24 protein-coding genes and 4 tRNA genes are annotated in these 26,372 nt (G+C 60.1%); 13 read left to right on the forward strand and 15 right to left on the reverse strand.

The genetic code is table 11. The annotated features are described in order from the left end of the window. The first annotated feature begins 97 nt into the window (after positions 1-97). The gene (locus FCL40_RS12620) at positions 98-2,005 is read left to right on the forward strand and encodes a methyl-accepting chemotaxis protein (RefSeq protein WP_324614082.1); all 1,908 of its coding nucleotides are present in this window, start codon (positions 98-100) and stop codon (positions 2,003-2,005) included. A gap of 211 nt (positions 2,006-2,216) precedes the next feature. Beyond that, positions 2,217-3,917, forward strand: a complete 1,701-nt coding sequence (locus tag FCL40_RS12625; RefSeq protein ID WP_136853657.1) for a hypothetical protein — start codon at positions 2,217-2,219, stop codon at positions 3,915-3,917. Positions 3,918-3,977: 60 nt separating this feature from the next. On the opposite strand, the gene FCL40_RS12630 is transcribed toward FCL40_RS12625, so the two are convergent. Next, positions 3,978-4,757 (reverse strand): AraC family transcriptional regulator, encoded by a 780-nt coding sequence (locus tag FCL40_RS12630; RefSeq protein WP_136853658.1) that lies wholly within the window; start codon positions 4,755-4,757, stop codon positions 3,978-3,980. Positions 4,758-4,875: 118 nt separating this feature from the next. Here FCL40_RS12630 and FCL40_RS12635 point away from each other — a divergent pair, with 118 nt between their 5' ends. From FCL40_RS12635 to cydH, 4 genes are all read left to right on the forward strand, one after another. Beyond that, on the forward strand, positions 4,876-6,000 hold the full coding sequence (locus FCL40_RS12635) for an MFS transporter (RefSeq protein ID WP_136853659.1): 1,125 nt from the start codon (positions 4,876-4,878) through the stop codon (positions 5,998-6,000). A gap of 93 nt (positions 6,001-6,093) precedes the next feature. Then, on the forward strand, positions 6,094-7,041 hold the full coding sequence (locus FCL40_RS12640; protein WP_136853660.1) for a LysR family transcriptional regulator: 948 nt from the start codon (positions 6,094-6,096) through the stop codon (positions 7,039-7,041). 67 nt (positions 7,042-7,108) lie between these two features. Further along, positions 7,109-7,720 (forward strand): LysE family translocator, encoded by a 612-nt coding sequence (locus FCL40_RS12645; RefSeq protein WP_136853661.1) that lies wholly within the window; start codon positions 7,109-7,111, stop codon positions 7,718-7,720. Positions 7,721-7,844: 124 nt separating this feature from the next. Next, positions 7,845-7,934 (forward strand): cytochrome bd-I oxidase subunit CydH, encoded by a 90-nt coding sequence (gene cydH, locus FCL40_RS12650; protein WP_136853662.1) that lies wholly within the window; start codon positions 7,845-7,847, stop codon positions 7,932-7,934. Between the two features lie 268 nt (positions 7,935-8,202). Here the strand turns inward: cydH and FCL40_RS18780 are convergent, their stop codons facing one another. The 12 genes from FCL40_RS18780 to rsxA all read right to left on the reverse strand — a co-directional run bounded on the left by FCL40_RS18780 (position 8,203) and on the right by rsxA (position 18,135). Beyond that, positions 8,203-8,478 (reverse strand): PIN domain-containing protein, encoded by a 276-nt coding sequence (locus FCL40_RS18780; protein ID WP_229360329.1) that lies wholly within the window; start codon positions 8,476-8,478, stop codon positions 8,203-8,205. A 168-nt stretch (positions 8,479-8,646) separates the two neighbouring features. After that, positions 8,647-9,813 (reverse strand): glutathionylspermidine synthase family protein, encoded by a 1,167-nt coding sequence (locus tag FCL40_RS12660; RefSeq protein ID WP_136853663.1) that lies wholly within the window; start codon positions 9,811-9,813, stop codon positions 8,647-8,649. Then, entirely contained in the window at positions 9,813-10,472 is a 660-nt protein-coding gene (locus tag FCL40_RS12665; RefSeq protein ID WP_169307112.1) for a DUF1190 domain-containing protein, read from the reverse strand. The genes FCL40_RS12660 and FCL40_RS12665 overlap by 1 nt, the downstream gene beginning before the upstream one ends. Before the next feature lie 9 nt (positions 10,473-10,481). After that, on the reverse strand, positions 10,482-10,898 hold the full coding sequence (locus FCL40_RS12670; RefSeq protein WP_136853665.1) for a DUF350 domain-containing protein: 417 nt from the start codon (positions 10,896-10,898) through the stop codon (positions 10,482-10,484). A gap of 53 nt (positions 10,899-10,951) precedes the next feature. Then, positions 10,952-11,431, reverse strand: coding sequence for a DUF2919 domain-containing protein (locus FCL40_RS12675; protein ID WP_169307113.1), 480 nt, complete (start codon positions 11,429-11,431; stop codon positions 10,952-10,954). A gap of 208 nt (positions 11,432-11,639) precedes the next feature. Then, on the reverse strand, positions 11,640-12,281 hold the full coding sequence (gene nth, locus FCL40_RS12680; protein ID WP_136853667.1) for an endonuclease III: 642 nt from the start codon (positions 12,279-12,281) through the stop codon (positions 11,640-11,642). A gap of 38 nt (positions 12,282-12,319) precedes the next feature. After that, positions 12,320-13,012 (reverse strand): electron transport complex subunit E, encoded by a 693-nt coding sequence (locus FCL40_RS12685; RefSeq protein WP_136853668.1) that lies wholly within the window; start codon positions 13,010-13,012, stop codon positions 12,320-12,322. Further along, the gene (gene rsxG / locus FCL40_RS12690) at positions 13,009-13,641 is read right to left on the reverse strand and encodes an electron transport complex subunit RsxG (RefSeq protein ID WP_136853669.1); all 633 of its coding nucleotides are present in this window, start codon (positions 13,639-13,641) and stop codon (positions 13,009-13,011) included. Before rsxG ends, FCL40_RS12685 begins: the two co-directional genes overlap by 4 nt. Next, positions 13,641-14,696 carry an electron transport complex subunit RsxD gene (gene rsxD, locus FCL40_RS12695; protein ID WP_136853670.1) on the reverse strand — a complete coding sequence of 352 codons (1,056 nt, stop codon included), beginning with the start codon at positions 14,694-14,696 and terminating at the stop codon, positions 13,641-13,643. Before rsxD ends, rsxG begins: the two co-directional genes overlap by 1 nt. 3 nt (positions 14,697-14,699) lie before the next feature. Continuing rightward, positions 14,700-16,994 carry an electron transport complex subunit RsxC gene (gene rsxC, locus FCL40_RS12700; RefSeq protein ID WP_267873510.1) on the reverse strand — a complete coding sequence of 765 codons (2,295 nt, stop codon included), beginning with the start codon at positions 16,992-16,994 and terminating at the stop codon, positions 14,700-14,702. A gap of 7 nt (positions 16,995-17,001) precedes the next feature. Then, positions 17,002-17,553 carry an electron transport complex subunit RsxB gene (rsxB, locus tag FCL40_RS12705; RefSeq protein WP_136853671.1) on the reverse strand — a complete coding sequence of 184 codons (552 nt, stop codon included), beginning with the start codon at positions 17,551-17,553 and terminating at the stop codon, positions 17,002-17,004. A gap of 3 nt (positions 17,554-17,556) precedes the next feature. After that, complete coding sequence (gene rsxA / locus FCL40_RS12710; protein WP_136853672.1) at positions 17,557-18,135, reverse strand: electron transport complex subunit RsxA; 579 nt, start codon at positions 18,133-18,135, stop codon at positions 17,557-17,559. A 534-nt stretch (positions 18,136-18,669) separates the two neighbouring features. Between rsxA and FCL40_RS12715 the strand changes: the two genes are divergently transcribed. After that, positions 18,670-19,575: a DMT family transporter gene (locus tag FCL40_RS12715; protein ID WP_205729137.1), complete on the forward strand. Its 906-nt coding sequence runs from the start codon at positions 18,670-18,672 to the stop codon at positions 19,573-19,575. Between the two features lie 29 nt (positions 19,576-19,604). Here the strand turns inward: FCL40_RS12715 and FCL40_RS12720 are convergent, their stop codons facing one another. Beyond that, positions 19,605-22,568 carry a putative bifunctional diguanylate cyclase/phosphodiesterase gene (locus tag FCL40_RS12720; protein WP_136853673.1) on the reverse strand — a complete coding sequence of 988 codons (2,964 nt, stop codon included), beginning with the start codon at positions 22,566-22,568 and terminating at the stop codon, positions 19,605-19,607. A gap of 321 nt (positions 22,569-22,889) precedes the next feature. On the opposite strand from FCL40_RS12720, the gene amrA reads away from it, so the two are divergent. After that, the gene (gene amrA, locus FCL40_RS12725) at positions 22,890-23,456 is read left to right on the forward strand and encodes an AmmeMemoRadiSam system protein A (protein WP_136853674.1); all 567 of its coding nucleotides are present in this window, start codon (positions 22,890-22,892) and stop codon (positions 23,454-23,456) included. Here the strand turns inward: amrA and amrS are convergent. Beyond that, the gene (gene amrS / locus FCL40_RS12730) at positions 23,453-24,550 is read right to left on the reverse strand and encodes an AmmeMemoRadiSam system radical SAM enzyme (protein ID WP_136853675.1); all 1,098 of its coding nucleotides are present in this window, start codon (positions 24,548-24,550) and stop codon (positions 23,453-23,455) included. The two genes, amrA and amrS, sit on opposite strands and share 4 nt — an antisense overlap. 64 nt (positions 24,551-24,614) lie before the next feature. On the opposite strand from amrS, the gene amrB reads away from it, so the two are divergent. From amrB to FCL40_RS12755, 5 genes are all read left to right on the forward strand, one after another. Continuing rightward, positions 24,615-25,397 (forward strand): AmmeMemoRadiSam system protein B, encoded by a 783-nt coding sequence (gene amrB, locus FCL40_RS12735; RefSeq protein ID WP_136853676.1) that lies wholly within the window; start codon positions 24,615-24,617, stop codon positions 25,395-25,397. Positions 25,398-25,656: 259 nt separating this feature from the next. After that, positions 25,657-25,733, forward strand: a tRNA-Met gene (locus tag FCL40_RS12740). Positions 25,734-25,861: 128 nt separating this feature from the next. Continuing rightward, a tRNA-Asn gene (locus tag FCL40_RS12745) sits at positions 25,862-25,937 on the forward strand. 154 nt (positions 25,938-26,091) lie between these two features. Continuing rightward, a tRNA-Met gene (locus FCL40_RS12750) sits at positions 26,092-26,168 on the forward strand. Between the two features lie 127 nt (positions 26,169-26,295). Continuing rightward, a tRNA-Asn gene (locus FCL40_RS12755) sits at positions 26,296-26,371 on the forward strand. The last annotated feature ends 1 nt before the right edge of the window (position 26,372 follow it).

Genomic DNA, 26,372 nt, shown 5'->3' on the forward strand with positions numbered 1-26,372 from the left:
CTCTAACTGGCTGAAAAAAAAGGAATGAGCTACACTCTCGCTCCCTTTTTCTGGGGTTCGGATGAACCTCGTTGATGCAAAGAGCAAGAGTGTAAATGTGAAATCTTTGGGCTTTAAGCGTTCCATCATCCTGTCGGTGGTGTTGTTGGTGACCCTGAGTCTGGTGGCCGCCAACTGGCTCTCCTACCTAAACCTGAGAGCCAGCGTGATCGACAGCGTCAACAGGCAATCCATGGCCACGGTTCACTACGAGGCCCTGAATATTGAGACCTGGTTTGCCGCTAAAAAGAGCGCCATCTCTGCCATGGCAGAGCACTACCAGCCAGGTCTCACTCCCCGTCAGTACGTTGCGGAAGTGCATATGATGCGCAGTGCCAGCGGCATAGATCAGGTCCTGATTGGATTGGAGGATGGTCGGGCGTTTTCCACTATCCAAGGGGGCTACTGGGCCGAGGGTATCGCCGATGCGGCCAGCTATGACCCTCGCCGTCGGCCATGGTATCAGCAGGCCAAGGCGTCTGGGGGCCTGGACATTACCGACCCTTATGTGGGCGCCAGCAGCGGTAAACTCCTGGTGGGTGTTGTGAGGAGTGTCGCTGATGGCGTCATTCTGGGGGACATCGAACTGAGTGTTCTTCAAAAAACCGTGAAGAGTGTTGATTTTCCGGGAGCGGTCACTGCCATCATGGATCAACATGGCAAGGCATTGGCCTCCAACTCACCAATGCTGACTGAAGGCACCTACTTTGGCGATGTGGGTATGGGCGTGGTACAGGAGGCCATGTTGGCCAAGGAGGAAAACAGCACGGCTTACGTTCTGGATGGCGTAGAAAAGCTGGCCTTTACCAAAGCGATCCCCCTGGTGAACGGCAAGAGCTGGTATCTGTTCGTCGGCGTGGACAAGTCGGTGGCCTACGCTTCTCTGGAGCAGGCGCTGTGGGATGCGCTGATCCTGTCTGCTGTGCTGCTGGCCATCGGTGTCGGTCTGGCACTGGCCATCCTCAATGTGCTGTTCCGGCCCATTATATCGCTGAATAATATGGTTACCGATCTGTCCCAGGGCAACGGCGACCTGACTCGCAGGCTGCCGGTTAGCGGCAACGACAACCTGGCGCAGATCGCGGATGGCATCAACCGTTTCATCGGCAATCTGCAAACCATGATGCTGGAGGTGTCCGCGGCTTCGGAGCACATCAGTCGTTCGGTGGAGTTGGTGCAAGCCCAGGCACAGTCCAATAATGGCGTGCTCAAGACTCACACCACAGAAACGGAGCAGATTGTGGCAGCCATCGAGGAGATGAGCGCTACCGCTAATGATGTGGCTCGTAATGCGGCCGAAGCGTCCCGTTTTACCACCGAAACCAACAGTAAGGTCCACGACTCCAAGGCGATTGTTACCTCTGCCACTCAAACCGTCTCTCAACTGGTCAGTGATGTGGACACCACCTCTGACAATATCACCAGCATCGGTAAGGACACCGATGACATCACTTCGGTGCTGAAGGTCATTGGGGAGATTGCCGATCAGACCAACCTGCTGGCTCTCAACGCCGCCATCGAAGCGGCTCGTGCGGGCGAGCAGGGCCGTGGCTTTGCGGTGGTGGCCGATGAGGTGCGAGCCCTGGCGGCCAGGACTCAAAGTAGCACCGCCGAGATTGAAGCCACCCTGGGCAAGTTGCATCAGGGTACGGGGGCGGCCATCGAAGCGATGAGCGTGACCAAGAGCAGCTGTGAACAGACCGCTGCAGGTGCCAGTGAGGTGTCCAATGACCTGGATGACATTGTCCAGTCGGTAACGAAGATCAACGATCTCAACACCCACATCGCCACCGCCGCTGAGGAGCAGAGCTCGGTAGCCACGGAGATCAGCCGGAACATCACCACCATCCGCGAGATTGTGGGGGAGTTGTCCGCCAACGGTCATGCTACAGAGACCGAGACCAGCAACTTGTCTGCCGCCAACAGCCAGTTGAAGTCGATCGTGGGTCAATTCAAGCTGCAGTAAGTCAGCTTCCTTGGAGTGAAAGGGCCGCAGATGCGGCCCTTTCTGTATCAGGCGCCAAGAGACAGGCGTGTCCCGGGCGACCTGTTTTCCACTGGGACAGCTCATCCACATGGGGTGTCAGGTCTCCGGTGACGTATATATTCGGTGACAACTGGCTAAGGTATTGTTCTAATTGGTGTCAGCTTAAATTTGAACAACAAGGAAGATGATGATGAAGAAACTGGGTCTGTCCGTGATCGCCGCAGCGGTCATCGCCGGAGGGGTTTACATCAATCAGATCCGAACCGGTGAGTCCAGCATGCTGGCTCAAGTTCCCGTGGACACCGTATTCTTCGCCGCCCAGGTCACGCCCTACCCACTGCGGGCGCAACTGGAGCAGTTCTTCTCACCGGTTCTGAGTGAGCGGGAGCTGGCCCAGTTAAAGCGGGAGCTGGAGGAGACCACGGCGCCGTCGCAGCGTTTCCTGATGACCTGGTTTCTCCACTATGCCGAGACGGCGGACGATGCCGATCGCTTCCTGAACGACTATGGGCTTGCCGACGATATCACCGGCTACAGCTACTTTATCGGCATGATACCGGTGCTCAAGTCCAGCCTGGCTCACCCCGACCGGCTGTTTGCCACCCTGGACCGTTTCGAGGCGCAAAGCGGTCAGCGCCATGAGATGCGCACCCTGGGTGAGAGGCAGGCACGGGTCTACCCTCTGGATCTGGAGGGGAACGGAGAGGTGGTCGAGTTGTGGGTTGCCCACCACCAGGGCGAGTTGACCCTGACCCTGGGAGCGCCGTTTCTGGCTGAACAACAGATCAAGCAGGCTCTGGGCGTGACTCATCCGGCCAAGTCCCTGGCGGACAGCAAAGAGGTGGCTCAAATCAAGCAGCGCAACGGCTTCTCCAGTGACAACCTGGGCTTTATCAGTCACCGGCAGCTGGTGACCGGGCTGTTCAGCGAGGATGGCAACGAGTTCGCCCGCCAGATGACCAAGCTTATCGACAATCCCTCAGAGGTCGCCTCTTTCCGCAATCCCGAGTGCCTGAGCGAATGGTCGGCCATCGCCGGCAACTGGCCCCGTACCTCTTTTGAAAACGACTACCGCCTGGAGAATGGCAAGCTGGCCATCGAGGGGCAGATGGTGGTCGAGTCATACAATGGTGTGATTGTCGACGCGCTGGCACAGATGCGCGGCTTCCTGCCGGATCTGGGGCGGGGCCTGGAAGGCCCCTTGCTGAGCATCGCCATGGGCATCAACGCCGACACCCTGCAGCAGAGCCTGACCACCGTCCGTGACCAGTGGCTGGAGCAGGAGTATCAATGCCAGGCCCTGGGAGAGATCCAGGATGAACTGAAGATGATGCCGCCGGAAGCCCTGGGCCTGTTTGCCGGTTTTACCGATGGTGTCCAGGGGATCAGCCTGAGTGTGTTCGACTATGTGTTGAATCAGCGGGGGCAGGGCGCACAGATGCTCGAGAGCGTGGATATGCTAGTCAGCTTTACCGCCAAGGATCCCGGCAAGATCATCGCCACCGGATCCACCCTGCTGCCGCCCCTGGCCGAACTGAACATCAAGCCCGGGGAAAAGAAGCAGATGGACCAGATCATGGGGGAACCTCTGCCCCAGATCATGACCGCGGAGATCGCCGGTGAGCACCTGATGATCTACGTTGGAACCCAGTCTGAAGCTGCGGCACAGAGGCTGGCCGGCCAAGCCCCTACCGCCAATGGTCTGTTCTCGGTGGTGATCGATTATCGTCGTGCCATCGAGCCGGTGTTCAGCCTGCTGACGGTCATGAGTCCTGAGGCGGCCGCCGAGCTGGTTCCCTACGCGGAGATGGATGCACGCCTGGCTCTGGATCTCGATGTTGACAGCCGGGGCCTGGTGTTTGGCTACCGCCAGGTACCCACAGGTCAATAATCTTCAGCCTGCTTTGAGCCTGCCGTTATCCTCTGCCTGTGGGCCAAAAGGGGTTTAGATTTAGGTGCGCCCGCTGGGCAAATAGCGCTTCGGCGTAGTACCCAGCTGTTGCCTGAAGAAGGCGATAAATGCGCTGTCACTGGAAAACTCAAGTTGGCAGGCGATCTCACTGAGGGTACTACCTGTGGACAGCAGCTCAATTGCCTTTAGGGCTCGCCACCTCTGACGCCAAGCCTGATAGGGAAGGCCTGTATCTCGGCTGAAAATACGGCTGATGGTTTTTTCACTGGCGCCAACGCGCTTCACCAGATGGTTCAGCGGTCCGGGTATCAGCACCCCCTCACTGATCTGGGTTAACCACCCCGCCAGCCTGTGGTCCCTGGGCAGCTGAACGGTAAAGGTTTCTTCCTGCGCCTGCGCCAACTCCTCCCAGAACAGCGCCAGGATCTTCTCTTGTTGTGGCGGCGGCATTGCCCACTCCCAGTGCGCCATTCTTTCGGCCAGCGCCTGGAGCAGCGGATTCAGTCGAATAACTCGGCAGGAGCCGAACCGACTGGGGAGGGTGACTGGCTCAAAGTAGAGCGAACGGTATTGGACCACGTTGCTCATCCGGGCGCGGTGTGACACGCCTGCTGGAATCCAGGCGGCATACCCGGGCGGCAGGACGGTATGGCTGTCTTTCAGGGAGATGCGCATACAGCCATGGGCGGCAAACAGCAACTGGGCCCGTTTGTGCTGATGCACGCCGGAGTCGTGCTTCGCCACCTCCAGGCAGATGCCGATACAGGGTGCCTCGGTCAGGTCGGGGTCAAATGGCGTGTCTGCATCGATCTTGGCCATGGGAAGAGAGCCTGGAAAGGGATTGTCCGAATGTTGATATTTTATGTTCTTATGTTGGTAATGGGTAGTCGGCGATTTCGATAGTCTTCCCTCTCCAAGATGATAAGGAGAGAAGACCATGACTCTGAAACGGCCCGCTACCGGCCTGGTGGTGGCATTGATGATGTTTCCCCTGGTGGTTGAGACCATCTACAGTCCAGCGTTGCCGGGCATTGCTGAGGGGTTTGCCATCAGTGCCAGCCAAGCCTCTCATACCATGTCGGTGTACTTCATTGCCTTCGCCTTGGGGGTACTGGCCTGGGGAGTATTCGCGGATCTCATCGGCCGTCGCGCCAGCATGCTGGCTGGCTTGAGCTGTTACGCCCTGGGGGCGGTGCTAGCCTTGTTGGCCCCGGATTATCTGGTGTTGCTGCTGGCGCGGGGTTTGAGCGCTTTTGGGGCCGCAGCCGGGTCGGTGGTAAGCCAAACCATACTGAGGGATCGCTTCAGAGGCACCGAGCTGGCTCGGGTATTTTCCCTGATGGGCGGTGCCATCGCCCTAGGGCCGGCCGTCGGTCTGGGCATGGGAAGCCTGTTGGTGAGCCTGGAAGACTACTCCCTGGTGTTCTGGGCCTTGGCAGCCCTGTCGCTGATCCTGTTAATGCTGTCGGCCACCGGGCTGCCTGAGACCTTGGAAGGGGCCGCTGCAAGAGTTTCGCTGACAAGGTTGGCCCGCGCCATGGCGAGGGATGGGGCCCTGTGGTGCGATGCCTTGCTGGTGTCTCTGTTCAACTTGATGGTGTTCGGCTACTACGCCCTTGCCCCGTTTCTGTTTCAGCAGATGGGCATGGAGCCCCAAGTCTTCGGACGCAGTGGCGTGGTGTTGGCCCTGGGGACAGCCCTGGGCTCGTTGCTTAATCGTCGATTTGTTACGGCGGGTGTGGGAGACCGACAGCTGGTGATCGGGTCGTCAATGTTGGCGCTGACGGCCGGTCTGATGCTGGTGGTGCTGCAGCACAGTTTGTGGTTCCTGTTGCCCATGATGTTGGTGGTGTTGGCATTTGGTGCGGCTCTGCCTAACATCCTCAGCCGCGCCCTGAGACACTACAGCGCCAATGCCGGCAGCGCTGCCGCCCTGTTTGGCCTGGCCTATTATATGATGCTGGGAGGCGGTTTGGCCCTGACGGCCTGGGGACAGAACCTGGGTGTGACGGTGAGCCTATCGGGCGTCCTGGCGCTGGCAGCGGCCGCAGTGCGCCGCTAGGGTCATCACCGTGGCCCCCGTCGTTGAAGCCCAGGTTTTGCCCTTGGTTTTCATGTCGTAACATAGGGGCTTGATTATCGGCTTGGACCTCCTATGCGCCATAACCTCAATCAGCTCAAAGTGTTAAATGCACTCCTGCATACGCCAAACCTGACCAGGGTGGCGGAATCGCTGCATATGACCCAGTCGGCGATCAGCAAGACCCTGGCGCAGCTGCGCGACGACTTTCAGGATCCACTGCTGATCCGTGATGGCCAGCGCTATCTGCTTACCCCCAGGGCAGAGGAGCTCAAACAACGTCTTCCCGAGATGATGAAGCAGCTGGAGGGTCTCTATCAGCCACCTGCCTTTGAGCCGGCCCGGTGCCAGCGTACTTTCGTCTTTGCCTCCTCGGATTATGTGGCGCAGTACATCTACCCGCTGATCGCCGCCGAAGTGGCCCGGCAAGCACCGAAGGTCACCCTCAAGTACCGGCTGTGGCAGCGAGAGCAGTTGCATCAGCTGGCGGAGCTGCCCGTTGACCTGGTCTCCACCATATTGGAGGCGGAGGAGGTGCCGCCGAGCCTGTGTCATTGGCCCGGCGGAGAAGATGGATTGGCGGTGGTGATGCGTCGGGATCATCCACTGGCAACGGGAGAACTCACCCTTGAGGGCTACCTGGCCAGTCGCCACCTGCTGGTGAGCGGGGGCGGGGATAAGGACACCCCGGTAGACTGCTACCTGGCAACCTTAGGTCATCAGAGGCGGATCTGGGCGGAGGTGCCCTTCTTTCAGGCGGCGGCGGGCATCCTGTGTCACTCAGATGCACTGTTGACCACCCCACTGCATATCGGGGTTCAGCTTGCCGAAAGCGCCCCACTGACTGTACGACCCTTGCCCTTTACCCTGGCAAGGCAGGGATACCGAACGTTGTGGCACCAACGATTCGATCTGGACCCTGCCCATCGATGGTTCCGTGAACTTGCCCAGCCCCTGCTCGAGGGGCATCTTGGCGCCTACGTGGCAAAGGGCATGAGTATTTGGAATGATGGTAATGAGTAGAGATCGTTTTGTGGCATCCTTTCGCGGAATTATGCTGGGGTCAATGAAGTTCAGATAGGAAAGAGCGATGAGTTTTACCACCTGGTTGCCCCTGGCCACCATCTGCGTGTTGGGCGCCATCAGCCCCGGCCCCAGCCTGGCGCTGGTGATCAATAACACCGTGCAGAGGGGGACGGCAACCGGTCTCAACACCGCCATTGGCCACGGCCTGGGTGTGGCCCTGTACGCGCTGCTCACGGCCATGGGGTTGGGGCTGATGATCAGCCAGACCCCCTGGCTGTTTCAGGGACTTCAATACGCCGGGGCAGCATTTCTGCTCTACATGGCGTTCAACATCCTAAGGGCAAAGCCTGCCGCCGAGACCGAAGAGGCCAGGCCCCATAAGAGTCGCTTTGTCGGGTTCGGCGGCGGTTTTATGGTGGCCTTTTTGAACCCCAAGCTGGCGATCTTCTTCCTGGCGCTGTTCAGCCAGTTTGTCCGGAAGGATCTGACCCTGGGAGACCAACTGGTGATGATGGCCACCGCCGGTGGCATCGATGCCCTGTGGTACGCCGCCGTGGCCCTGGGGATCGGCCGCACTGGTCTGCTGGGCTGGCTCAAGTCCAATGCCCTGTGGGTCGACCGCGCCAGTGCCCTGATCTTCATCGCCCTGGCGACCGCGGTGGTGCTGCGCAGCTGAAGATTTTTTCGATTAAAGTGAACAAGATTATCGGTGTGATCCAGATAACAGATGTGATTGAGCTCACTTGAGTCACCCACCACGGGGCGTAAGCTGGTGTCAACCGTTGTTGAGCTAAGGAGTGATGTTGATGGACACTAACCTGAAATTCGCCCTGGGTGCCGTGGTCGGCTCCCTGGGCATGATCGTGGTACTGGCTTCCTTTATCTTCTAAGGAAGACCTGAACCGAACAAAGCCGCCTGAGGGGCGGCTTCGTTGTTTCTGGCGTTGGACTCAGTTGTATTGAACGTTGTCTCCGGAGATACGAATCACATTGTCAGCGATCAATTGCTGGAACTGGTTTTGAATGGCAACATCATTTCCCTGAATTCTCATATGGCTAGCAATATGGTTTTTCAGGGTGGCTATGGTTTTCGGTCGTTTATTCTTGGGGATTGAGGTGAGCTGCTGCAACATCTTGTCCGGATTAAAGGGGCTGTACTCACACGGACCTGGTGGCATTGGCGGCCGTTGCTGCGGATATGAGCGACCAGGGGGTAAAGCCGTTGTCATTACTTATTACATCAAAGGCGATCTCCGGTGCCTCCAGGGCATCAAACTTGCCCAGATAATAGCTCAGGTGAAAATCCAGATTATTCGACTGAATCTCCTGCACTTGGATAAGCGTCAATTCTATGGGGGAGGGGTAGTGCTGTGATCCTAGGTCCACTTTATCCAGTCTGCCAATATTTTCATAATCGATGAATGCCCACTTCATGCTCACCTCCCCGTGGCTGTTAGTCTCTGGACAGTAAGCATGGTACAAAGCCGGTAGTTCAACAAAGTATGTACGATCAGGAGGTTTATCTGTACTGCGGAAGCCGACGGCTAGCCCATGAGAAGGCTAAAAGAACGCCCCTGAGAGTGACTCTCAGGGGCTGTTGATTTACGGCAGGATGATATGGGGTATGAAGCGGGAGAGATCCTGGGTGATCAGGCTTGAATCTTCCCGGACCGAGATGCCGGCGGCCTGATCTCCTACCAGCCAGGAGCCGATCAGGGCGTAATCCTTGTCGAAGCGGGGCAGGGGCTGGAACGCCTGGTAGATCACTCCCTCCTCGCCGTAGGGGCCGTCGCTGTCCGCCACCGTCTGGCCCCCTTCGAGAATGCGCACGTTGGCGCCTTCGCGGGAGTAGATCGGCTTCTCCACCAGCTTGCTCTTACCGGCCAGGTGCACCTCGTCGGCGAAATAGGCGGGCAGCAGGTTGGGGTGGTTGGGGAACAGCTTCCACAGCATCGGCAGCAGCGCCTTGTTGGAGAGCACCGATTTCCAGCCGGGCTCCAGCCAGCGGGTCTGGCTCTTGTCCAGGTACTGACCAAACTCCTCCCGCAGCATAAACTCCCAGGGGTAGAGCTTAAAGGCGGCGTGGATGGGGCGGTCCTGGCCGTCGATAAAGCCGCCGTGGGGTGTCAGGCCGATCTCCTCGATGTAGGTGAAGTAGGCCTTCAGGCCCGCCTCTTCGGCGCAGTCCTGCAGGTACTGCACCGTGCCCCGGTCCTCGTCGGTGTCCTGGCAGCAGGCGAAGTGCAGTGGCACCGGCGGCCAGCTGCGCTTGAGCTCGGCGAAGCGGGTGATCAGTTTGTCCTGGATGCTGTTGAACTGGTCGCTGCCCGCGGCCAGGGTGCCATCCTTGAGGCGGTCCTCCAGCCACAGCCACTGGAAGAAGGCGGACTCGTACAGGCTGGTGGGGGTGTCGGCGTTGTTCTCCAGCAGCTTGGCGGGGCCGTTGCCGTCGTAGGCCAGGTCCAGGCGGGCATACAGGGCCGGGTCCTTCAGCCGCCAGGAGCGGGCCACCATCTCCCAGTGCTCCCGGGGAATGGCGAACTTGGTCATCAGCTCCTCGCTGTCCACCACCTTGTCCACCACCTCCAGGCACATCTGGTTCAGCTCGGTGGTGGGATCCTCCAGATCCCGCTCGATCTGCTCCAGGGTGAAGGCGTAGTAGCGGCTCTCGTCCCAGTAGGGTTCGCCATACAGGGTGTGGAAGTTAAAGCCGTAGCTCTCCGCCTGGCTCTGCCAGTGAGAGCGGGGAGTAATCAGTTCGCGCCGCATCAGCCGCCCCAACTCCTTGAGCTGCTCCTAGTGTTGCGGGCCTGGGCGGATTTGACCTTGGCCATCTTGCCGAAGCCGCCACGCTGGGTCACCGTGGTGGCCTTTTGCGGGGTGAAGGCGGAGGCGGAGGTGCGCACCACACGATCACCTGCGCGGCCGACGGTGTCACCGGCGCCGGTCACCAGCTTGCCGTACATGGGCGAGCGGGCGTTCTTGGAGCTGTAGACCGGGGCGGCGCGGTACTTGCGCGAGGAGCCGCTGAGCATGTTGCCCAGCATGTAGCCGTACATCATCGGCATAAACCAGCCGCCACCGCCGCTGTCGGCGTACTGGTCGCCGTCGGCCAGGGAGCCGGCCAGATCGCCACCGCCCATGCACTGGTCGGCGCCGAACTCCGCTTCGCAGTCGGACAGTGAGGTAAAGCGGGGGGCGGTCTCCTCGGCCAGCGCCTGGGCTTCGCCGAATACGTCGCGGCACAGCTGCTCCTGGTCCGGGTTGACCAGGATGCACTCCTCGGCGGTCTTGTAGACCCGGGCGGTCTCCTGCTTGGGCGCAGGGCTGCAACCGGAGAGGATAAGCGAGACGCTGACGGCCGCGGCCGTTGGGGCGGCGGCCTGCTTCTTAAACCTGGGGGATAGGACGGAACGGCTTCGTTTCACTATCGGCTCCTAGTAGCTCATGCAGGCCGCGTTGAGCAGGCCTACGCAGAGGTTGATGGCGGCCAGCACGATGGCGGCGGCCACGTTGTTTTGTTCGATCTTCTCCACCAGGCCCGGCAAGATCACCAGGCGCACCATGGTGAACGCCAGCAATTGGGCCACCAGGGCCACCCCGGCCCACAGGGCGTAATCGATCAGGGAGACCGAGTTGGCGGCGGCGGCGGCTAGGGCCAGGGTGAAGCCCACCAGGGCGCCGCCGATGGCGATGGCGGCCGCCTGGCTCTGTTCACGCTTCACCAGGCCCCACTCGTCGTAGGGAGTGAGGGCGGAGTAGATCACCTTGAACAGGGCGATAAGCGCCAGGCCAATCACCAGGTAGGTAAAGAAGGGGCCGATTCCGGCCAGGGAGTCTGTCAGCATATCCATATGTGTATCCGCTAGGTGGAAAGGGGCATTGTAAACAAAAGCTTTGAAGGGGGCTAACCCCGGGTGACACCATGACTCAGGACATGAGCACCGTCAAAGTAGTCGCTTATTCTGCGGCTTTTCAAAAGGTACCAGCCAAACCAGAAGCTGGCCAACAGGGGCAGGCTCTGATACAGGCCGATGAGACCCCGGGCATGGAGGATGCCGGAAAGCTGCAGGCTCAGATCCATCAGCCAGGTGGCCAGCAGCAGCCAGCGTCCGTGTCGCCACAGGGCTGACAGCATGGGGCGGTGGTCGCTCTTCAGGCGGCCGCACACCAGCAGTATCACCACGGGCAGACCGGCAGCGAGCCCGAGGTAGAAGTGGTGGTTATCCGGATAAAACAGCGTCAGGATATCCGCGCCAGTGGTCCGGCTGGCGGCGGCGATGGCCAGCAGCAGCCAGGTGCGCCCCAGGAAGGCGAGCAACAGGTACAGCCACACCGGTGCCTTAAGGCTGCCGTGTTGATCATAGGCGTGGATTGGGTAGTTCAAGAGGGCTCTCCCTGCGGACCGTTGGCTATGGGATGGGGGCGGCACAACCCAATTTCAACCGCCATGGCAGCAGTAAACCGAATCGGGATGGGGACAGGGTTTATGCACGGCATCCGGGCGGGGTAGCGACCCCAATCCCGGAAGGTGGTCACTCATCAGGAATTTGCTGACCGGCCACCAAAAAAGCCGGGTGTGGCCCCGCTTGCGGTTAATCGTCTGGGTAGACCTTCTCTTTGAACTCGCACAGATCCTCGATGATGCAACTGCCGCATCGGGGTTTTCGTGCCAGGCAGGTGTAGCGTCCGTGGAGGATTAGCCAGTGGTGCACATCCACCTTGAACTCGGCGGGGACCACCTTCAGCAGTTTCTGCTCCACCTGGTCGACGTTTTTGCCCATGGCAAACTTGGTGCGGTTGGACACCCGGTAGATGTGGGTATCGACGGCGATGGTGGGCCAACCGAAAGCGGTGTTGAGTACCACATTGGCGGTTTTCCGGCCTACACCGGGCAGGGCTTCCAGCGCCCCCCGGTCTTCAGGTACCTCGCCTCCATGTCGGTCTACCAGGATCTGTGCGGCCTTGATGACGTTCTCCGCCTTGGTGTTGTACAGGCCAATAGTCTTGATGTGCTCCTTCACCCCATCGACACCCAGTGACAGCATCGCCCGGGGGGTGTTGGCCACCGGGAAGAGATTGCGGGTGGCCTTGTTAACGCTGACATCGGTGGCCTGGGCAGACAGTGCCACCGCCACCAGCAGTTCATAGGGGGTGGAGAACTCCAGCTCGGTGGTGGGGTGAGGATTGTTGTCCCTCAATCGGGTCAGGATCTCCAACCGTTTCTCTTTGTTCATTGTACCGTGCGTTCCCAGTCTGTTGCGCGTCGTCGGGGTCAGTTGGTGACCCGGGCACGCTCGATCTTAACGGCTTGCTTCTTCCGGGAGAAGGCCGCTTCTACTCTGTCGTTGCTGGCGTTTTTGGCGGCGATCAGCAGTCCCATGGCGATAAAGGCCCCAGGAGGCAGCAGCGCCAGCAGAAAGGGGCTCTGGGCCTGCCACAGCTCGACGCGCAGCACGGTGGCCCAGTTGCCCAGCAGCAACTCCGCTCCGTCAAACAGGGTGCCCTGACCGAGGAGCTCCCGGACGCCGCCGAGCAGGCAGAGTACCAGCAGGAATCCGGAGGACATCATCAGACCATCGAAAGCGGCATGAGTCATGGAGTTCTTGGAGGCAAACGCCTCCGCCCGGCCGATGATGACGCAGTTGGTCACGATCAGCGGTAGGAAGATCCCCAATGACAGGTACAGGCCATAGGCGTAGGCGTTAACCAGCAGCTGCACACAGGTCACCAGGGCAGCGATGATCATCACATAGATAGGGATGCGGATCTCATCGGGAATGCCTTTGCGCAGGCCGGCGACCAGCACGTTGGAAGCCACCAGCACCACCATGGTGGCCAGGCCCAGACCCAGAGCGTTGGTCAGGGTATTGCTCACCGCCAGCAGCGGACACAGCCCCAGCAGCTGCACCAAGCCGGGGTTGTTTTTCCACAAGCCCTGCCAGGCAATCTCTTTCAGTTGGCTCATCTCTTCTCTCCACACGATGGGGCAGAGGGGATCTCTTCCTTAAATCTGCGTATGTAGTTCAGGGTGTGACGCACCGCCTTGGTGTATGCCCGAGGGGTGATGGTGGCGCCGGTAAACTGATCAAACTCGCCGCCGTCCTTCTTGACGCTGATGCGCTTGTCCTTCTCATCGATGAGGCGGTAACCGACGAAGCCCTGCACCCAGTCGGACTTGCGCAGGTCAATGCCGTCACCCAGTCCGGGGGTCTCCTTATGATCCAGGGTGCGCACACCGAGCAGTTCCTCGTTCCAGTTTACCCCGACGATCAGGTGAATCTCACCGTTGTAGCCGTCAGGGGCCGTGGTCTCCAGGGCTAGGCCGACCGGGCGGCCCTCTTTCAGGGCGATGAAGGCGCGTTGTGGCGCCTCAGTGCCCAGATACTGCTCATTGCTGACCAGGTGGCAGCTCTGGTGCAGAGGGATGTCGTACTCATCGGCAGGCAGGATCTGGTGCAGGGTCTTCAACAACTGCTTCTGTTGTTGATCGTAGATCCGCTCCTCGGTCAACTGGTGGGTCACCGCAACCACGGCGGTGGCAGCCATGCCAAACAGGGCCAGGACCAGGCCGTTACGTTTCATCGAGTTCAGCATCAGCGGCTCCCGTGTCCGTAGGTGCGAGGACGGGTGTAGTGGTCGATCATCGGTGCGCACATGTTGGCCAGCAGTACCGCAAAGGCGAAGGCATCGGGGTAGCCACCGAAGCTGCGGATGGTGTACACCAGCACTCCGATAACGGCGCCGAAGATCAGCCGGCCCCTGGGGCTGGTGGCTGCGGTGACCGGATCGGTGGCGATAAAGAAGGCGCCGAACATGGTGGCGCCGGAGAGCCAGTGGAACATCAAGCCACCGGTGCCATCAGGGTACAGCATGGTGCCCAGGATGGCGCTCAGCCCCAGGGCCAGCAGGACGGCAACCGGGATGTGCCAGCGGATCAGCTTTTGCTGGAGCATGATAAGACCACCCAGCAGGAAGCCGGCATTGACCCAAGCCCAGCCGATGCCCAACTGGTCGGCGAAGATCGGCTTGGCAAAACTCTCTCCTGCGGTCAGGCCCAGGGTCAGGTCGGTCTTCAGGGTGTCCAGCGGCGTCGCCATGGTGATGCCGTCGATGCCCACCGTCAGCTGGCTGATGGACAGCTCCAGGCTGTTGCTGCCTAGGAAGATCATCCGGATGGTGTCGCCCAGCTCCAGCGTATTAGCCGCCAGTGCCTGAGGAGGTATCCAGGCGGTCATCTGGACCGGGAAGGAGATGAGCAGGGCCACGTAGGCCACCATGGCCGGATTAAACAGGTTTTGGCCCAGGCCGCCGTAAAGCTGTTTGGCAACGGCGATGGCGAACAGGCTGCCCAGCACCACGATCCACCAGGGGGCGAGGGAGGGCATGCAGATCCCCAGCAGAAGGCCGGTCAGCATTGCGCTGTAATCGCCGATGGCACTGGTCACCGGTCGCCCTCTGGCCACCATAAACAGGGCCTCCACCGATATCGCCACGGCTATGGCGAGGGCGATCTGAACCAGGTTGCCCCAACCGAAGAAATACCACTGGGCGGCAACGCCAGGCAGGGTGCAAAGGGCCACCCGCTGCATCACCTGATGGGTCTTGGTGTGCACGGTGGCGTGGGGAGAGGAGGCTATTTTAAAGGCCATCGTTTACTGATCGTCCGTTTTTTGGGCAGCGTCTCGCTGCGTGTGTTCTTTTGCCGCGGCCTGCTTGGCCTTCGCCTTGGCGATGGCCCTGGCCACCGCCGCTTTGCGGGCATTGGCGTCGGCCGCTGGGGCAGCCTCGGTGGGAGCGGCGCCGTTGTCGGCAGAGGCGTCATCCTTCTCTGCGGCCTGCTTGGCTTTGGCCTTGGCCTTGGCAATGGCGGCGGCCACCGCGGCCTTGCGTCGGTCCTCGGTGGGGGCAGGCTCGTTGTCGGCGGAGGTGTCACCCTTGGCCTGGACCTGCTTGGCTTTGGCCTTGGCGATGGCGGCGGCCACCGCGGCCTTGCGTCGGTCCTCGGTGGGGTCGGCGCCGTTGTCGGCGGAGGTGTCACCCTTGGCCTGGGCCTGCTTGGCTTTGGCCTTGGCGATGGCGGCGGCCACCGCGGCCTTGCGTCGGTCCTCGGTGGGGTCGGCGCCGTTGTCGGCGGAGGTGTCACCCTGGGCCTGGGCCAGCTTGGCTTTGGCCTTGGCGATGGCGGCGGCCACCGCGGCCTTGCGTCGGTCCTCGGGGAGGGCGGCGCCGTTGTCGGCGGAGGTGTCGCCCTTGGCCTGGGCCTGCTTGGCTTTGGCGCGCGCGATTGCCGCGGCTACCGCTGCCTTCTTCGGATCCTCTCCCGCCTTCTGTGCCTTGGCGGCTCGGGCCTCGGCCTTACGTTGGGCACGCAGGGCCGCCATGTCCTGCTCTCCTTCGGCGCTGGGTTTGGCTTTCTTTATGCGGGCCAGAGCGGCCTGGACGGCATCACTGTCGGGTGTCGGCGCGCTGGAGCGGCGGCGGGCAGAGGCCGCCTTGTGGCGGTTCTCCCGCTCCTGCTTCTCCGCTTCCAGGCGTGCCTGGCGCGCTTCGAAGCGAATTTTGGCCGCTTCCGCCTTCTGCTGTTTCTGTTGATCGTGGCGTATGGCGGACTTGGCAATTCGGTAGTACTGTACCAGCGGGATGTCGGACGGACAGACGTAGGCACAGGCACCACACTCGATGCAGTCCAACAGGTTCTGCGCCTGCGCCTTATCCAGTTCCTGAGCGCGGGCATGCCAGTACAGCTCCTGAGGTTGCAACTGCGCGGGACAGGCCTTGGCGCACTCCCCGCAGCGGATGCAGGCAAGTTCTCGAGCATTGCCCGGCAGCTCTTTTTTGGATGGCAACAGCAGGCAGTTGGTGGATTTGATCACCGGGGCTTTCAGGCTGGGCAGGGTAAAGCCCATCATCGGCCCTCCCATGATCACCTTCTGACCAAACAGCTGTGGCTTGAACCGGGTCTGCTCCAGTAACCAATCGATGGGAGTGCCGAGGCGCACCCAGTAGTTGCCGGGTTGTTTGGTGCGCTCACCGGTTACGGTGACCACTCGTTCGATCAGGGGTTCATCGTTGAAGATGGCCCGCTTGATGGCAAACACCGAGCCCACATTCTGCATCACCATGCCAAGCTCGGCCGGGATCTTGCCGCTGGGGACCTCGCGGCCGGTGAGGACCTGGATCAGCTGCTTCTCACTGCCGGAGGGATACTTGGTGGGGATGACCCGAACCTGAAGGTGGTTGGCGTCATAACCGCTGTTCCTGATCGCTTGTTCGATGGCGGCGATTGCCTGGGGCTTGTTGTCCTCAATTCCGAACAGAATGCGTTTCGGGGTCAACAGGGTATCCAGTACCCGGATCCCCTGGATAATCTCGGCGGCAAACTCCCGCATCAGGGTGTCATCGGCGGTGATGTAGGGTTCGCATTCGGCAGCGTTGATCAGCAGCACTTCCACCGGCTTGGCGGGGGCGAGTTTGATGTGGCTGGGGAAGGTGGCCCCGCCGAGTCCGGCGATGCCGGCCAGGCGGATCTTGTCCTGGATCTGCTCACGACTGAGTTGTTCCAGGCTGCTGATCGGCCGGCGCTGACACCATTCGTCTTTACCATCGGCACGCAGGGTGATGGTGAGTTCCGGCAGTCCCGAGGGGTGGGCCGAGTCCCACTGGCCGATGGCTTCGATGGTGCCCGAGGTGGGGGCGTGCACCGGCAGGCTCATCATGCCTTCCGGCTGGGTCAGCGGCTGTCCCCTCTTCACCTGGTCGCCAATCTTCACCAGCAGGCTGCCGGGCTGGCCGATATGCTGGCTTACGGGAACATAGAAGCGCTCCGGCAGTGGTAGCAGGTCAATGGGAGTCTGGTTGGACAGCTCTTTATTTTCTGGCGGGTGGATGCCTCCGGGAAAATCCCAGAGCTTGCCGCTGTCGATCTCTTCAATCAGGGTGTGAATCATTCTTCGCTTACTCCACCTCGGTGACCGCGATGCGGTTTAGATCCCAGTTCCAGTTTTGTTTGGTGGTTTTCACCGGGATCATGTCGATGCAGTCGACGGGGCAGGGGGCCACGCACAGGTCGCAGCCGGTACAATCTTTGGCAATGACGGTATGCATCTGTTTGCCGGTGCCCACGATGGCGTCCACCGGACAGGCCTGGATGCACTTGGTGCAGCCGATGCACTCCGCTTCGCGAATGTAAGCCACCCGCTCAACCTGCTCTCCCCCCTCCAGGGGCTCGGGCTCCACGCCCAGCAGATCGGCCAGCTTATGAATCACCGCTTCACCCCCGGGTGGGCAGCGGTTAATGGGGGCCTGCCCCGAGGCGATGGCTTCGGCATAGGGGCGGCATCCCGGATAGCCACATTGGCCACACTGGGTTTGTGGCAGGATGCCGTCAATCTGTTCAACGACAGGGTCGGACTCCACCTTGAAGCGGATGGCGGCGTACCCCAGGGCGACGCCGAAGACCAGGGCAAGCCCGGCCAGAACCAAAATGGCAATTACTATACTGCTCATCGTCTATTTCACCAGCCCGGTAAAGCCCATGAAGGCCAGGGACATCAAGCCGGCTGTGATCATTGCAATGGAAGCGCCCTTGAAGGGCGCAGGAACATCGGCGGCCGCCAGTCGCTCGCGCATGGCGGAGAACAACACCAACACCAGAGAGAAGCCGATGGCGGCTCCGAAACCGTAGATCAGCGAGCCAAACAGGTCGTGCTGCTCCTGTACGTTCAGCAGGGCGACCCCCAGCACCGCACAGTTGGTGGTGATCAGCGGCAGGTAGATACCCAGGACCCGGTAGAGGGAGGCGCTGGTCTTGCGCACCACCATCTCGGTGAACTGCACCACCACCGCAATCACCAGGATGAACGCCAGGGTACGCAGATACACCAGGCCAAACGGGAGCAGCAGGTACTGGTTGATCAGGTAGCTGCACAGGGAGGCAAGGGTCAGTACGAAGGTGGTGGCCATGGACATGCCGATGGCGGATTCCACCTTGCCTGATACCCCCATAAAGGGGCACAGACCGAGGAATTTCACCAGAACGAAGTTGTTCACCAAAATGGTGCCAACCAGTAGCAGCAGATACTCTGACATTGAAATGAGGCTCGGATTACACTTAGCCCCCTATTATCGGTAATTGATAGGTTATAAACAACTGAGGAGCAATGGGGTTATTCACACAAGATGATTCGTTGACGACCCGTGATCGTTTTTTGAGAGGCTTCGCTTCGTTTTCAGTCGTTTACATTGCACCTTTTCTGGTCGCCATGCCTAAAAAGTGGTCCGAACCGGCTGGCGCGGGTTCATCCTTCCCGGGAGACGCGTGAGATGTAACCGCCAGGTAGCGGGGATGCTGTCATCCCCGGCGAGAGGTCGGTGAAAACTGTTATCTCGTTCACGTATTTGAGATCTGGTGGGGAAATGGCGGTTTTGAGTGAACAGGCGTCGCCAGTCCGGCATGGGTGGATTTTAAAGCCACTCCCATCCTTAGTTATGCGTTGGCGTCGAATTGGTAACGCTGTGTCCCTGTCCTTGGTCACTTATCCTCGTGCAAATGTCACCGGGAATCACTAAGATGTGCGCAAATTTGGGCCTATGTTCAGTCCGTGTTGTGAATGTGGAGAGTACGTGAAAGGAAGAGTTGCCGAGTGTGCGCTGGTGTTTGCCATGATGCTGTGGGCCAGCAGCTTTATTGCCCTGAAGCTGGCGTTTGTGAGCTACGACCCCTGGACGGTGATCGCCGGGCGGATGTGGGTGGCGACCCTGTGTTTTCTGGTGATGTGGAAGCGGGTCATGCGCTTTGAGTACCGCAGCGGTGACTGGAAGGTGCTGTTGATCCTGGTGTTGGCCGAACCCTGCCTCTACTTCATCCTGGAGGCGATGGCCCTGCAATACACCAGCGCCGGGCAGGCGGGCATGGTCACCTCCCTGGCGCCCCTGCTGACCGCCGTGGTGGCCTTTGTCTTTCTAAGGGAACGTTTGAGCCGGATCGCCGTCATGGGACTGAGTATCGCCATCGGTGGCGTGCTGCTGCTGGGGACCGACGGTCATGGTTCCGATGCTGCCCCCGATCCCATGCTGGGCAACGCCCTGGAGTTCGGCGCCATGCTTTGCGCCGCCATCTGCAGCGTCTGTCTCAAGCACCTGAGCGGTCGTTACTCCGCCCTGACCCTTACGGCTCTGATGTCCTTCGCCGGGTTGATCTTTTTTACGCCGTTGGCAATGATCCAGGGTAATTCCTGGCACTGGAACAGCCAGGGGATCGGTGCCATTGTCTTCCTGGGAGCCTTTGTCACCCTGGGGGCCTACCTGCTCTACAACTACGCCATTGCCCACATGCCGGTGACCCGCGCTGCCAGCTTTGTCAACCTGATTCCGGTGTTTACCCTGGTGCTGGCCTATCTGATTCTTGGGGAGCGGATGACTCTGGTGCAACTGGCGGCCTGCGTCCTGGTGATGATCGGGGTGGGGGTCAGCCAGATGAAGGGGCGAAAACCTTTAAAACCGCCGGTTGAGCAGCCGAACCAGGCCTGATAAAGACAGAGGGGGAAGCGCGGCTTCCCCTAACTGTCTCCGTCATCAGGCGGCATCCGGCCGGAGCCGTCAGCCAGCCATTGTCGCAACTGGTCGGCGGGCATGGGGCGCCCATAGAGGAAGCCCTGGAAGATCTGGCATCCCATCTGCTCCAACAGAGTCCTCTGCTGCTCGGTTTCGATCCCCTCTGCGATCACCCCCAGGTGCATGTGCTGGCCAATGGCGATCATCGACTCCAGCAGGGGATGGCTGTGGCCCTGAGCCAGTTCATTGATGAAGGATTTGTCGATCTTCAGTTCGTCCAGCGGCAGGTCTTTGAGATAGGCCAGGGAGGAGTACCCGGTGCCGAAGTCGTCCAGTGACACCTGAAATCCGGCACCCCGGATCTGTTGGAGTTTGCTGATGGTCTCTGGGAGATCCTGCAACAGGGCGGTTTCGGTCAGTTCCAGTACGAAACGATGGCTGTCGACTCCGGCGTTGGCTTGGAGGGTCAATAGCTGTTCCACAAAGTCGCGTTGGGCAAACTGCCAAGCGGAGACATTGATGGAGATCCGGTTCGGACAACACCCCTGACGTTGCCAGAGTACGGCCTGGGCGAAGACCGCCGAGAACACCCAGTTGCCCAGCCTGAGGATGAGGCCGGTCTCCTCGGCCACGGAGATAAAGCTGTCGGGGGAGATGAGGCGGCCATCCTTGCGCTTCCAGCGAAGCAGGGCTTCCACGCCAACAAGCTCGCCGTTGCTGCGGACCTGGGGCTGGAAATGGAGCTCGAGTCCGTTTCCTTCTAAGGCGTCGCGCAGGCCCCGTTCAATCTGAATTCGCGCATTGACCTTCTCCTGCAGTTCAGCGCGGAACATCACATACTGGTGGCGGCCATTGCTCTTTGCCTGGTACAGGGCGATGTCGGCGAACCGCAACAGGTCCAGCTCGGTTGGTCTTGGGGTGGGCAGACCCTCGGGGTAGAGCACCACGCCGATGCTGCAGCCGGCATTGAGCAGCCGATGGCCTACCTGCAGCGGCTTGGTCATCAGGGCAATCAGCCTGTCGGCCATGGCCTGTGCCTGGGCCTCCTCCTGATCCGGCTCACAGCAGTGCACCACCACGAACTCGTCTCCGCCCATGCGGGCGACGAAGATCGACTCGTCCAGGTGTTCTCTGAGTCGTCGACCCACCCCGCGAATCACCTCGTCGCCCACATCGTGCCCCAGGGTGTCGTTGATGGTCTTGAAGTGGTCCAGGTCCAGCAGGTACATGGCGGCGCCCACCCCTTTGAGCCGGCACTGCTCCAGGTTGTCCCTCAAATGCTCGTGGAGCAGGGCCCGGTTGGGCAGTCGGGTCAGGTAATCCTGATAGGCCATTTGCCGCATCTTCAGCTCGGCATCTTGCCGTTGCAGCTCGGCACCGGCGCGGGCGGCAAAGATTTCGAGAATCTCCTGCACCTGCCGCACCTGGATCAGTGGTTTCGTGTCCATTACCACCATGATGCCGATGGGCTGGTTCTGCCGATCCTGTATGGGCGTGCCGATGTAGGACTCGATGCCCAGATCCTGCAGTATAAGGTCGTGGGGAAACAGCCTCTGTACGTCGTTCTCGTAGACGCAGGTGTGGCGGCCGACGACGTTGGCACAGGGGGTGTCGGCCAGATCATAACTTAAGTTATCAATGATACGGCCCTCTGAGCAGAGGGAGTAGGTGGTGATACGGCTCCAGCTTCCCTTCTCCGCTTGCAGGCCGATGAAGGCCATCTTTGCATCGAACAGGTTGGCCAGGGCCAGAACCAGGTTGTCGAAGAACTGCAGGCCGCACTCGCCGGACAGCCCCCGGGCTATCCCCTCAACGGCCAGGACGGCGTTAAATTCACTGGTGACATCCTGGTGGTAGATGACCAGGGCAAAGGTACCTCCTGCAGCGGTTCTCAGGGGGTAGGCCCGGAAACGGACCCAGGCGCTCTGCTCCGGTGTCAGGCCGGCATACACTTCACCCCGCTTTAGCTCCAGGGTGGCGATATCCCGGTGTTCCCCCTGGGGCAGATCGGCAAAGTAGATCTCCAGGTCCAGGTCGTTGAGATCCAGCAGGTCCAACAGGCAACCCTGTTGGTCATCACAAAGGTCCCGTTGCCAGAAGCGGCGACTGGCGAGGTTGGTTTTCACCACCTTGCCATCGAGGTTGACCACCTGGATGCAGGAGGGAGACTGATCGACCACCATCTCCCACTGCTGCTGCTCCGGCAGCAGGCCGAGACAGGGCAGCTGCGCCTTGGCAGAACCGGATGGGTGGGGAGGACCGCCTTCCCGCAGGATGATCTGTGCCATCGTCATGGCCGTGAGGAACCAGGCCAGCCCCGACACATCGAGCCAGTAAAGGGTGGCGGAATCCGCTAGCCACTGGCCCAGTATCACAATGGGCGGGATCGCCAGCGCCACACTCAGGTGTTGGGCGGTCCGGATGCGCCCCTCCAGAGCGATGCGGCGGCACCGCAACCCACCCCATATCGCCAGTGACAGGGCGATGCCCAGGGTCAGCAGTGCTCCTAACCCTGGTGTGCCCCTGAGTAGGTAGACGGTTTCCCCCCAAGGCAGCGGCGCTGGTTCATAGAGTAGTTGTGAACCCACTCTGAGGGAGAAGGAACCCTGCATGTTGAGCAGGAACAGCCCGAGGCAGGCGGCGCCCAATCCCAGTGCCCATGGCGTCATCCGCCTCTGTCTGCTGATGTAGGCGACCAGCAGAAACAGGCTCAACAGGATCCCGGGAAGCAGGGCAGTTTGGCACTTCATGATGGTGTTGTGCAGCTCCAGCTCGGCCTTGGGCAGGGTGAAGGCGTAACACAGCTGATGACCGGCCACCAACATCACTAGGGCAACGCAGGCCAGTCGCTCGCGCCATTTGCCAGGGGGTGACTGGAGTGACAGGAGCTGCAAGGTGACATACAGGGACACGCCAATCGATCCAATGCTCAACAGCACGGTGATGGGGAGGCTGCTTGTTTCGGCCATAAAAGAGGGGCTGCCTTAGGTATTGTTAGAATTGGACTCTTACCCAGTGTAACAATAACTCAACATGGCGAATAGCCTGACAATGGCCTAAAACCCGGGAAAAAGAAGAGGTAAAACCACCTCTTTGACGGCAAGGAGTGGCATGGCGCGGGGCGCTGGCGTGGGCCACGGCGCGCCGGCGTCGCTGTGGCTGGTTTCTTCCTCTCGGATGGGCGTGTTGCACCCTTGTTGCCAGATCCCGCCCGTGGGCCGGCGTGGAATGGCGGAGCCCAGCTGGACCGATTACTCTGTCTGAGTCGATACTGAGGGAAAGGAGGAGCCATGGTACAGATTTCCCCACGACAACAACGACTCCTGCTGTCACTGGCGCGTTCGGCTATCGCGGCGAGGCTGGGCCGTGGCGAGCTGCTAGCCAAACCAGAGGAGGCGGGGGTATGGGATCAGCCCCTGGCCTGCTTTGTTACCCTGCATCAGGGCGAGGAGCTGCGTGGTTGCGTGGGGACCTTGGCACCCCATTATCCTCTGTGGCAGGCGGTAGAGAAGATGGCGGTGGCCGCCGCGTTTGAAGATGGACGTTTTCCTCCTCTGTCGCCGTCGGAACTGGACCACACCGCCATAGCCATATCGGTTCTGACTCCGCCCGAGCCCATTGAGGCGCGGGGTGAGGATGAACTGCTGGCGCAGTTGCACCCGGGCCTCGATGGCCTGACTCTGGACTATGGCCGCCACCACGCGACCTTTTTGCCGGCGGTGTGGGATACGGTGTCCGACCCGAAAGCGTTTGTGGCTCACCTGAAAGTAAAGGCGGGCCTGTCTGCTCATACCTGGAGTGATGAGATGCGTTGGTCCCGTTATGGCACCCTGGCCTTCGGGGAAGACCCAGGCTAGCCACAGTCGCGAATCCGCACCGGAATCCGCTGTCGACCGAAGTGGCCAGGCTCAGACTGAAACACCCCGGGTATGGGGTGGTGACACTGGGGACAATGGCCGTCAACCAGGTGCCATTCTTCCAGTTGATACCAGTTGCGGCCAATCAACAGCTCGCCGCACTGGGGACAGAGGGTCGCGTCGCCCTGCCGATCATAGACATTGCCGGTGTACACATAGTGAAGCCCGGCATCCAGGGCAAGTTTGCGCGCTTGCACCAGGGTGGACTTGGGCGTGGGCGGCTTGTCCATCATATGAAAGTCCGGATGGAAGGCCGAGAAATGCAGCGGAACCTCGGGGCCCAGATTGTCGACCAGCCATTGACACATCGACGCGATCTCCGCCGGCGAGTCGTTTTCACCGGGTATGATCAGGTTGGTTATCTCAAACCATACCGAGGTCTCCTGTTTTAGATAGAGGAGCGTGTCGAGCACCGCCTGAAGGTGGCCGTGGCACAGTTTACGGTAGAAGGCTTCGGTGAACCCCTTTAGATCGACATTGGCGGCATCCATGTGGCGGAAGAATGCCTCACGGGGGGCGGGGTCGATGTAGCCAGCGGTGACGGCAACAGACTTGATACCAAGCTCTTTGCAGGCCAGGGCGGTATCGACGGCGTACTCCATGAAGATCACCGGATCGTTGTAGGTGAAGGCTACGCTGGCACACTGGTGTTGCTGCGCCGCCCGGGCCAGCTGTTCAGGGGTCGCCTCATCGGCCAGCGTATCCCACTGTCGGGATTTGCTGATATGCCAGTTTTGGCAGAATTCGCAACTCAGGTTACACCCAGCGGTTCCGAAGGAGAGGACTGAGGTTCCGGGAAGGAAATGATTGAGCGGCTTTTTCTCTATGGGATCGATACAGAAGCCGCTGGAACGGCCATAGCTGGTGAGAACGATGGCGTCATCAACGTTGGCTCTGATGTAGCAGGCGCCTCGCTTGCCCTCCCTAAGCTGACAGTGGCGGGGGCAGAGATCGCACTGGACACGCCCATCCTCAAGCCGGTGCCAGTAGAGGGTGGGGTGTGCGCCGTTAAGAGTAGAGCGTGGTTCACCCATGGGGAAACTTCGCCTTTTTGACATACTCTTAAAAGTATACCTCTAAGACAGAGAGGAGGGAGTCATGAATGTACGACCTGCTGCAGTATCCGGAAGCTTTTATCCTGCCGATGCCGTAGTGTTGAATCAGCAGCTCAACGATCTGATTCAGCCTACGTTCGCCCTTGGGGTGCCTAAGGCGATCATCGCCCCCCACGCCGGCCTGCAGTACTCAGGGCCTGTTGCGGGTCATCTCTATGGGTCGCTGGATGCGGTCGCCGCCAGGATCACCCGGGTTATCTTGCTGGGCCCCAGTCATCGAGTCGCCTTTGACGGGTTGGCGTTGCCGGAGTCCGATGCCTTCGCCACGCCGTTGGGCGACCTGGAGCTGGATGTGGCTTGCTGCCGGCACCTGGCCGAGATGAACGGTGTTGCCATTCGTCAGGATGCCCATGCCAGGGAGCACTCGCTGGAGGTGCAACTGCCCTTTATTCAGCACTGCTTCGAAAAGGCAAAACTGGTGCCTCTGGTGGTCGGTGATGCCTCCGCCTCTCTGGTAGCCAAGGTGCTGAAAAGGGTGTGGGGTGGGGACGAGACCCTGATAGTGGTCAGCTCCGATCTCAGCCACTTCCTGGATTACGATCAGGCCAGGAGCAAAGATGGGCTGACCTGCCGGCAGATAGAAACGCTCCATGGCGGCTTGCATGGTGATCAAGCCTGTGGTTGCCGCGCCATCAATGGACTAGTGCTGCTGGCCAAAGAGCGCGGCATGCAGATTCGTCGAGTCGAGTATCTGAACTCCGGTGATACCGCCGGTGATAAAGAAAGGGTTGTGGGATACGGTTCCTTTGCCTTGTATGAGGCGTAGGCCCACCGGCATGGCGCACCAGTCAGTGACGAGGAGTGGCCGGGGCCTCTTCTCATCCTTGTCTCGGGTGGCTGTATAGATTTAAGCCCATGATTATTCAATTCTGTTTCTAAAAAAAGCGCGCCTGGCTACTTGGTGCTCAAACAGTGGTTGGATACGAAAATTTTGCACCTCTTTGGTTGACTCAGACAGCGGTGAGTTTTATTATGCGCCCCGCTTTCAGGGAATGGTCATCGGCCGTAACCTGGGGCGCAACGGACGCGGGGTGGAGCAGCCTGGTAGCTCGTCGGGCTCATAACCCGAAGGTCGTCGGTTCAAATCCGGCCCCCGCAACCAATTTCTCTGGAGAGAGGGTAAACACTCGACACTCGACCCCCCCCTCAGTTCAGTCGGCTTGAGATCATGTGGACTGTGATTGACAGGGAGCGACCTCAGCGGTGAGGAGAAACACCGAAAATTGCGATTCCCCCTTAGTTCAGTCGGTAGAACGGTGGACTGTTAATCCATATGTCGCTGGTTCAAGTCCAGCAGGGGGAGCCACACTACTGGCTCAACTCGTAAAGAGTGCCGCGGTGCAGATTCTGTTGCCGCGACGCGACAAATGTCGCTGAGCTGGGCGCCCCCGTTCACTCCAACAGGGGAGCCACACTACTGGCGTAACGAAACGACGAGTCGTTAGCGCTGACAATTCGGACGCGGGGTGGAGCAGCCTGGTAGCTCGTCGGGCTCATAACCCGAAGGTCGTCGGTTCAAATCCGGCCCCCGCAACCAATTTCTCTGGAGAGAGGGTAAACACTCGACACTCGATTCCCCCTCAGTTCAGTCGGCTTGAGATCATGTGGACTGTGATTGACAGGGAGCGACCTCAGCGGTGAGGAGAAACACCGAAAATTGCGATTCCCCCTTAGTTCAGTCGGTAGAACGGTGGACTGTTAATCCATATGTCGCTGGTTCAAGTCCAGCAGGGGGAGCCAC

The organism is Ferrimonas sediminicola, from assembly GCF_005116715.1.
GTDB lineage: Bacteria > Pseudomonadota > Gammaproteobacteria > Enterobacterales > Shewanellaceae > Ferrimonas > Ferrimonas sediminicola.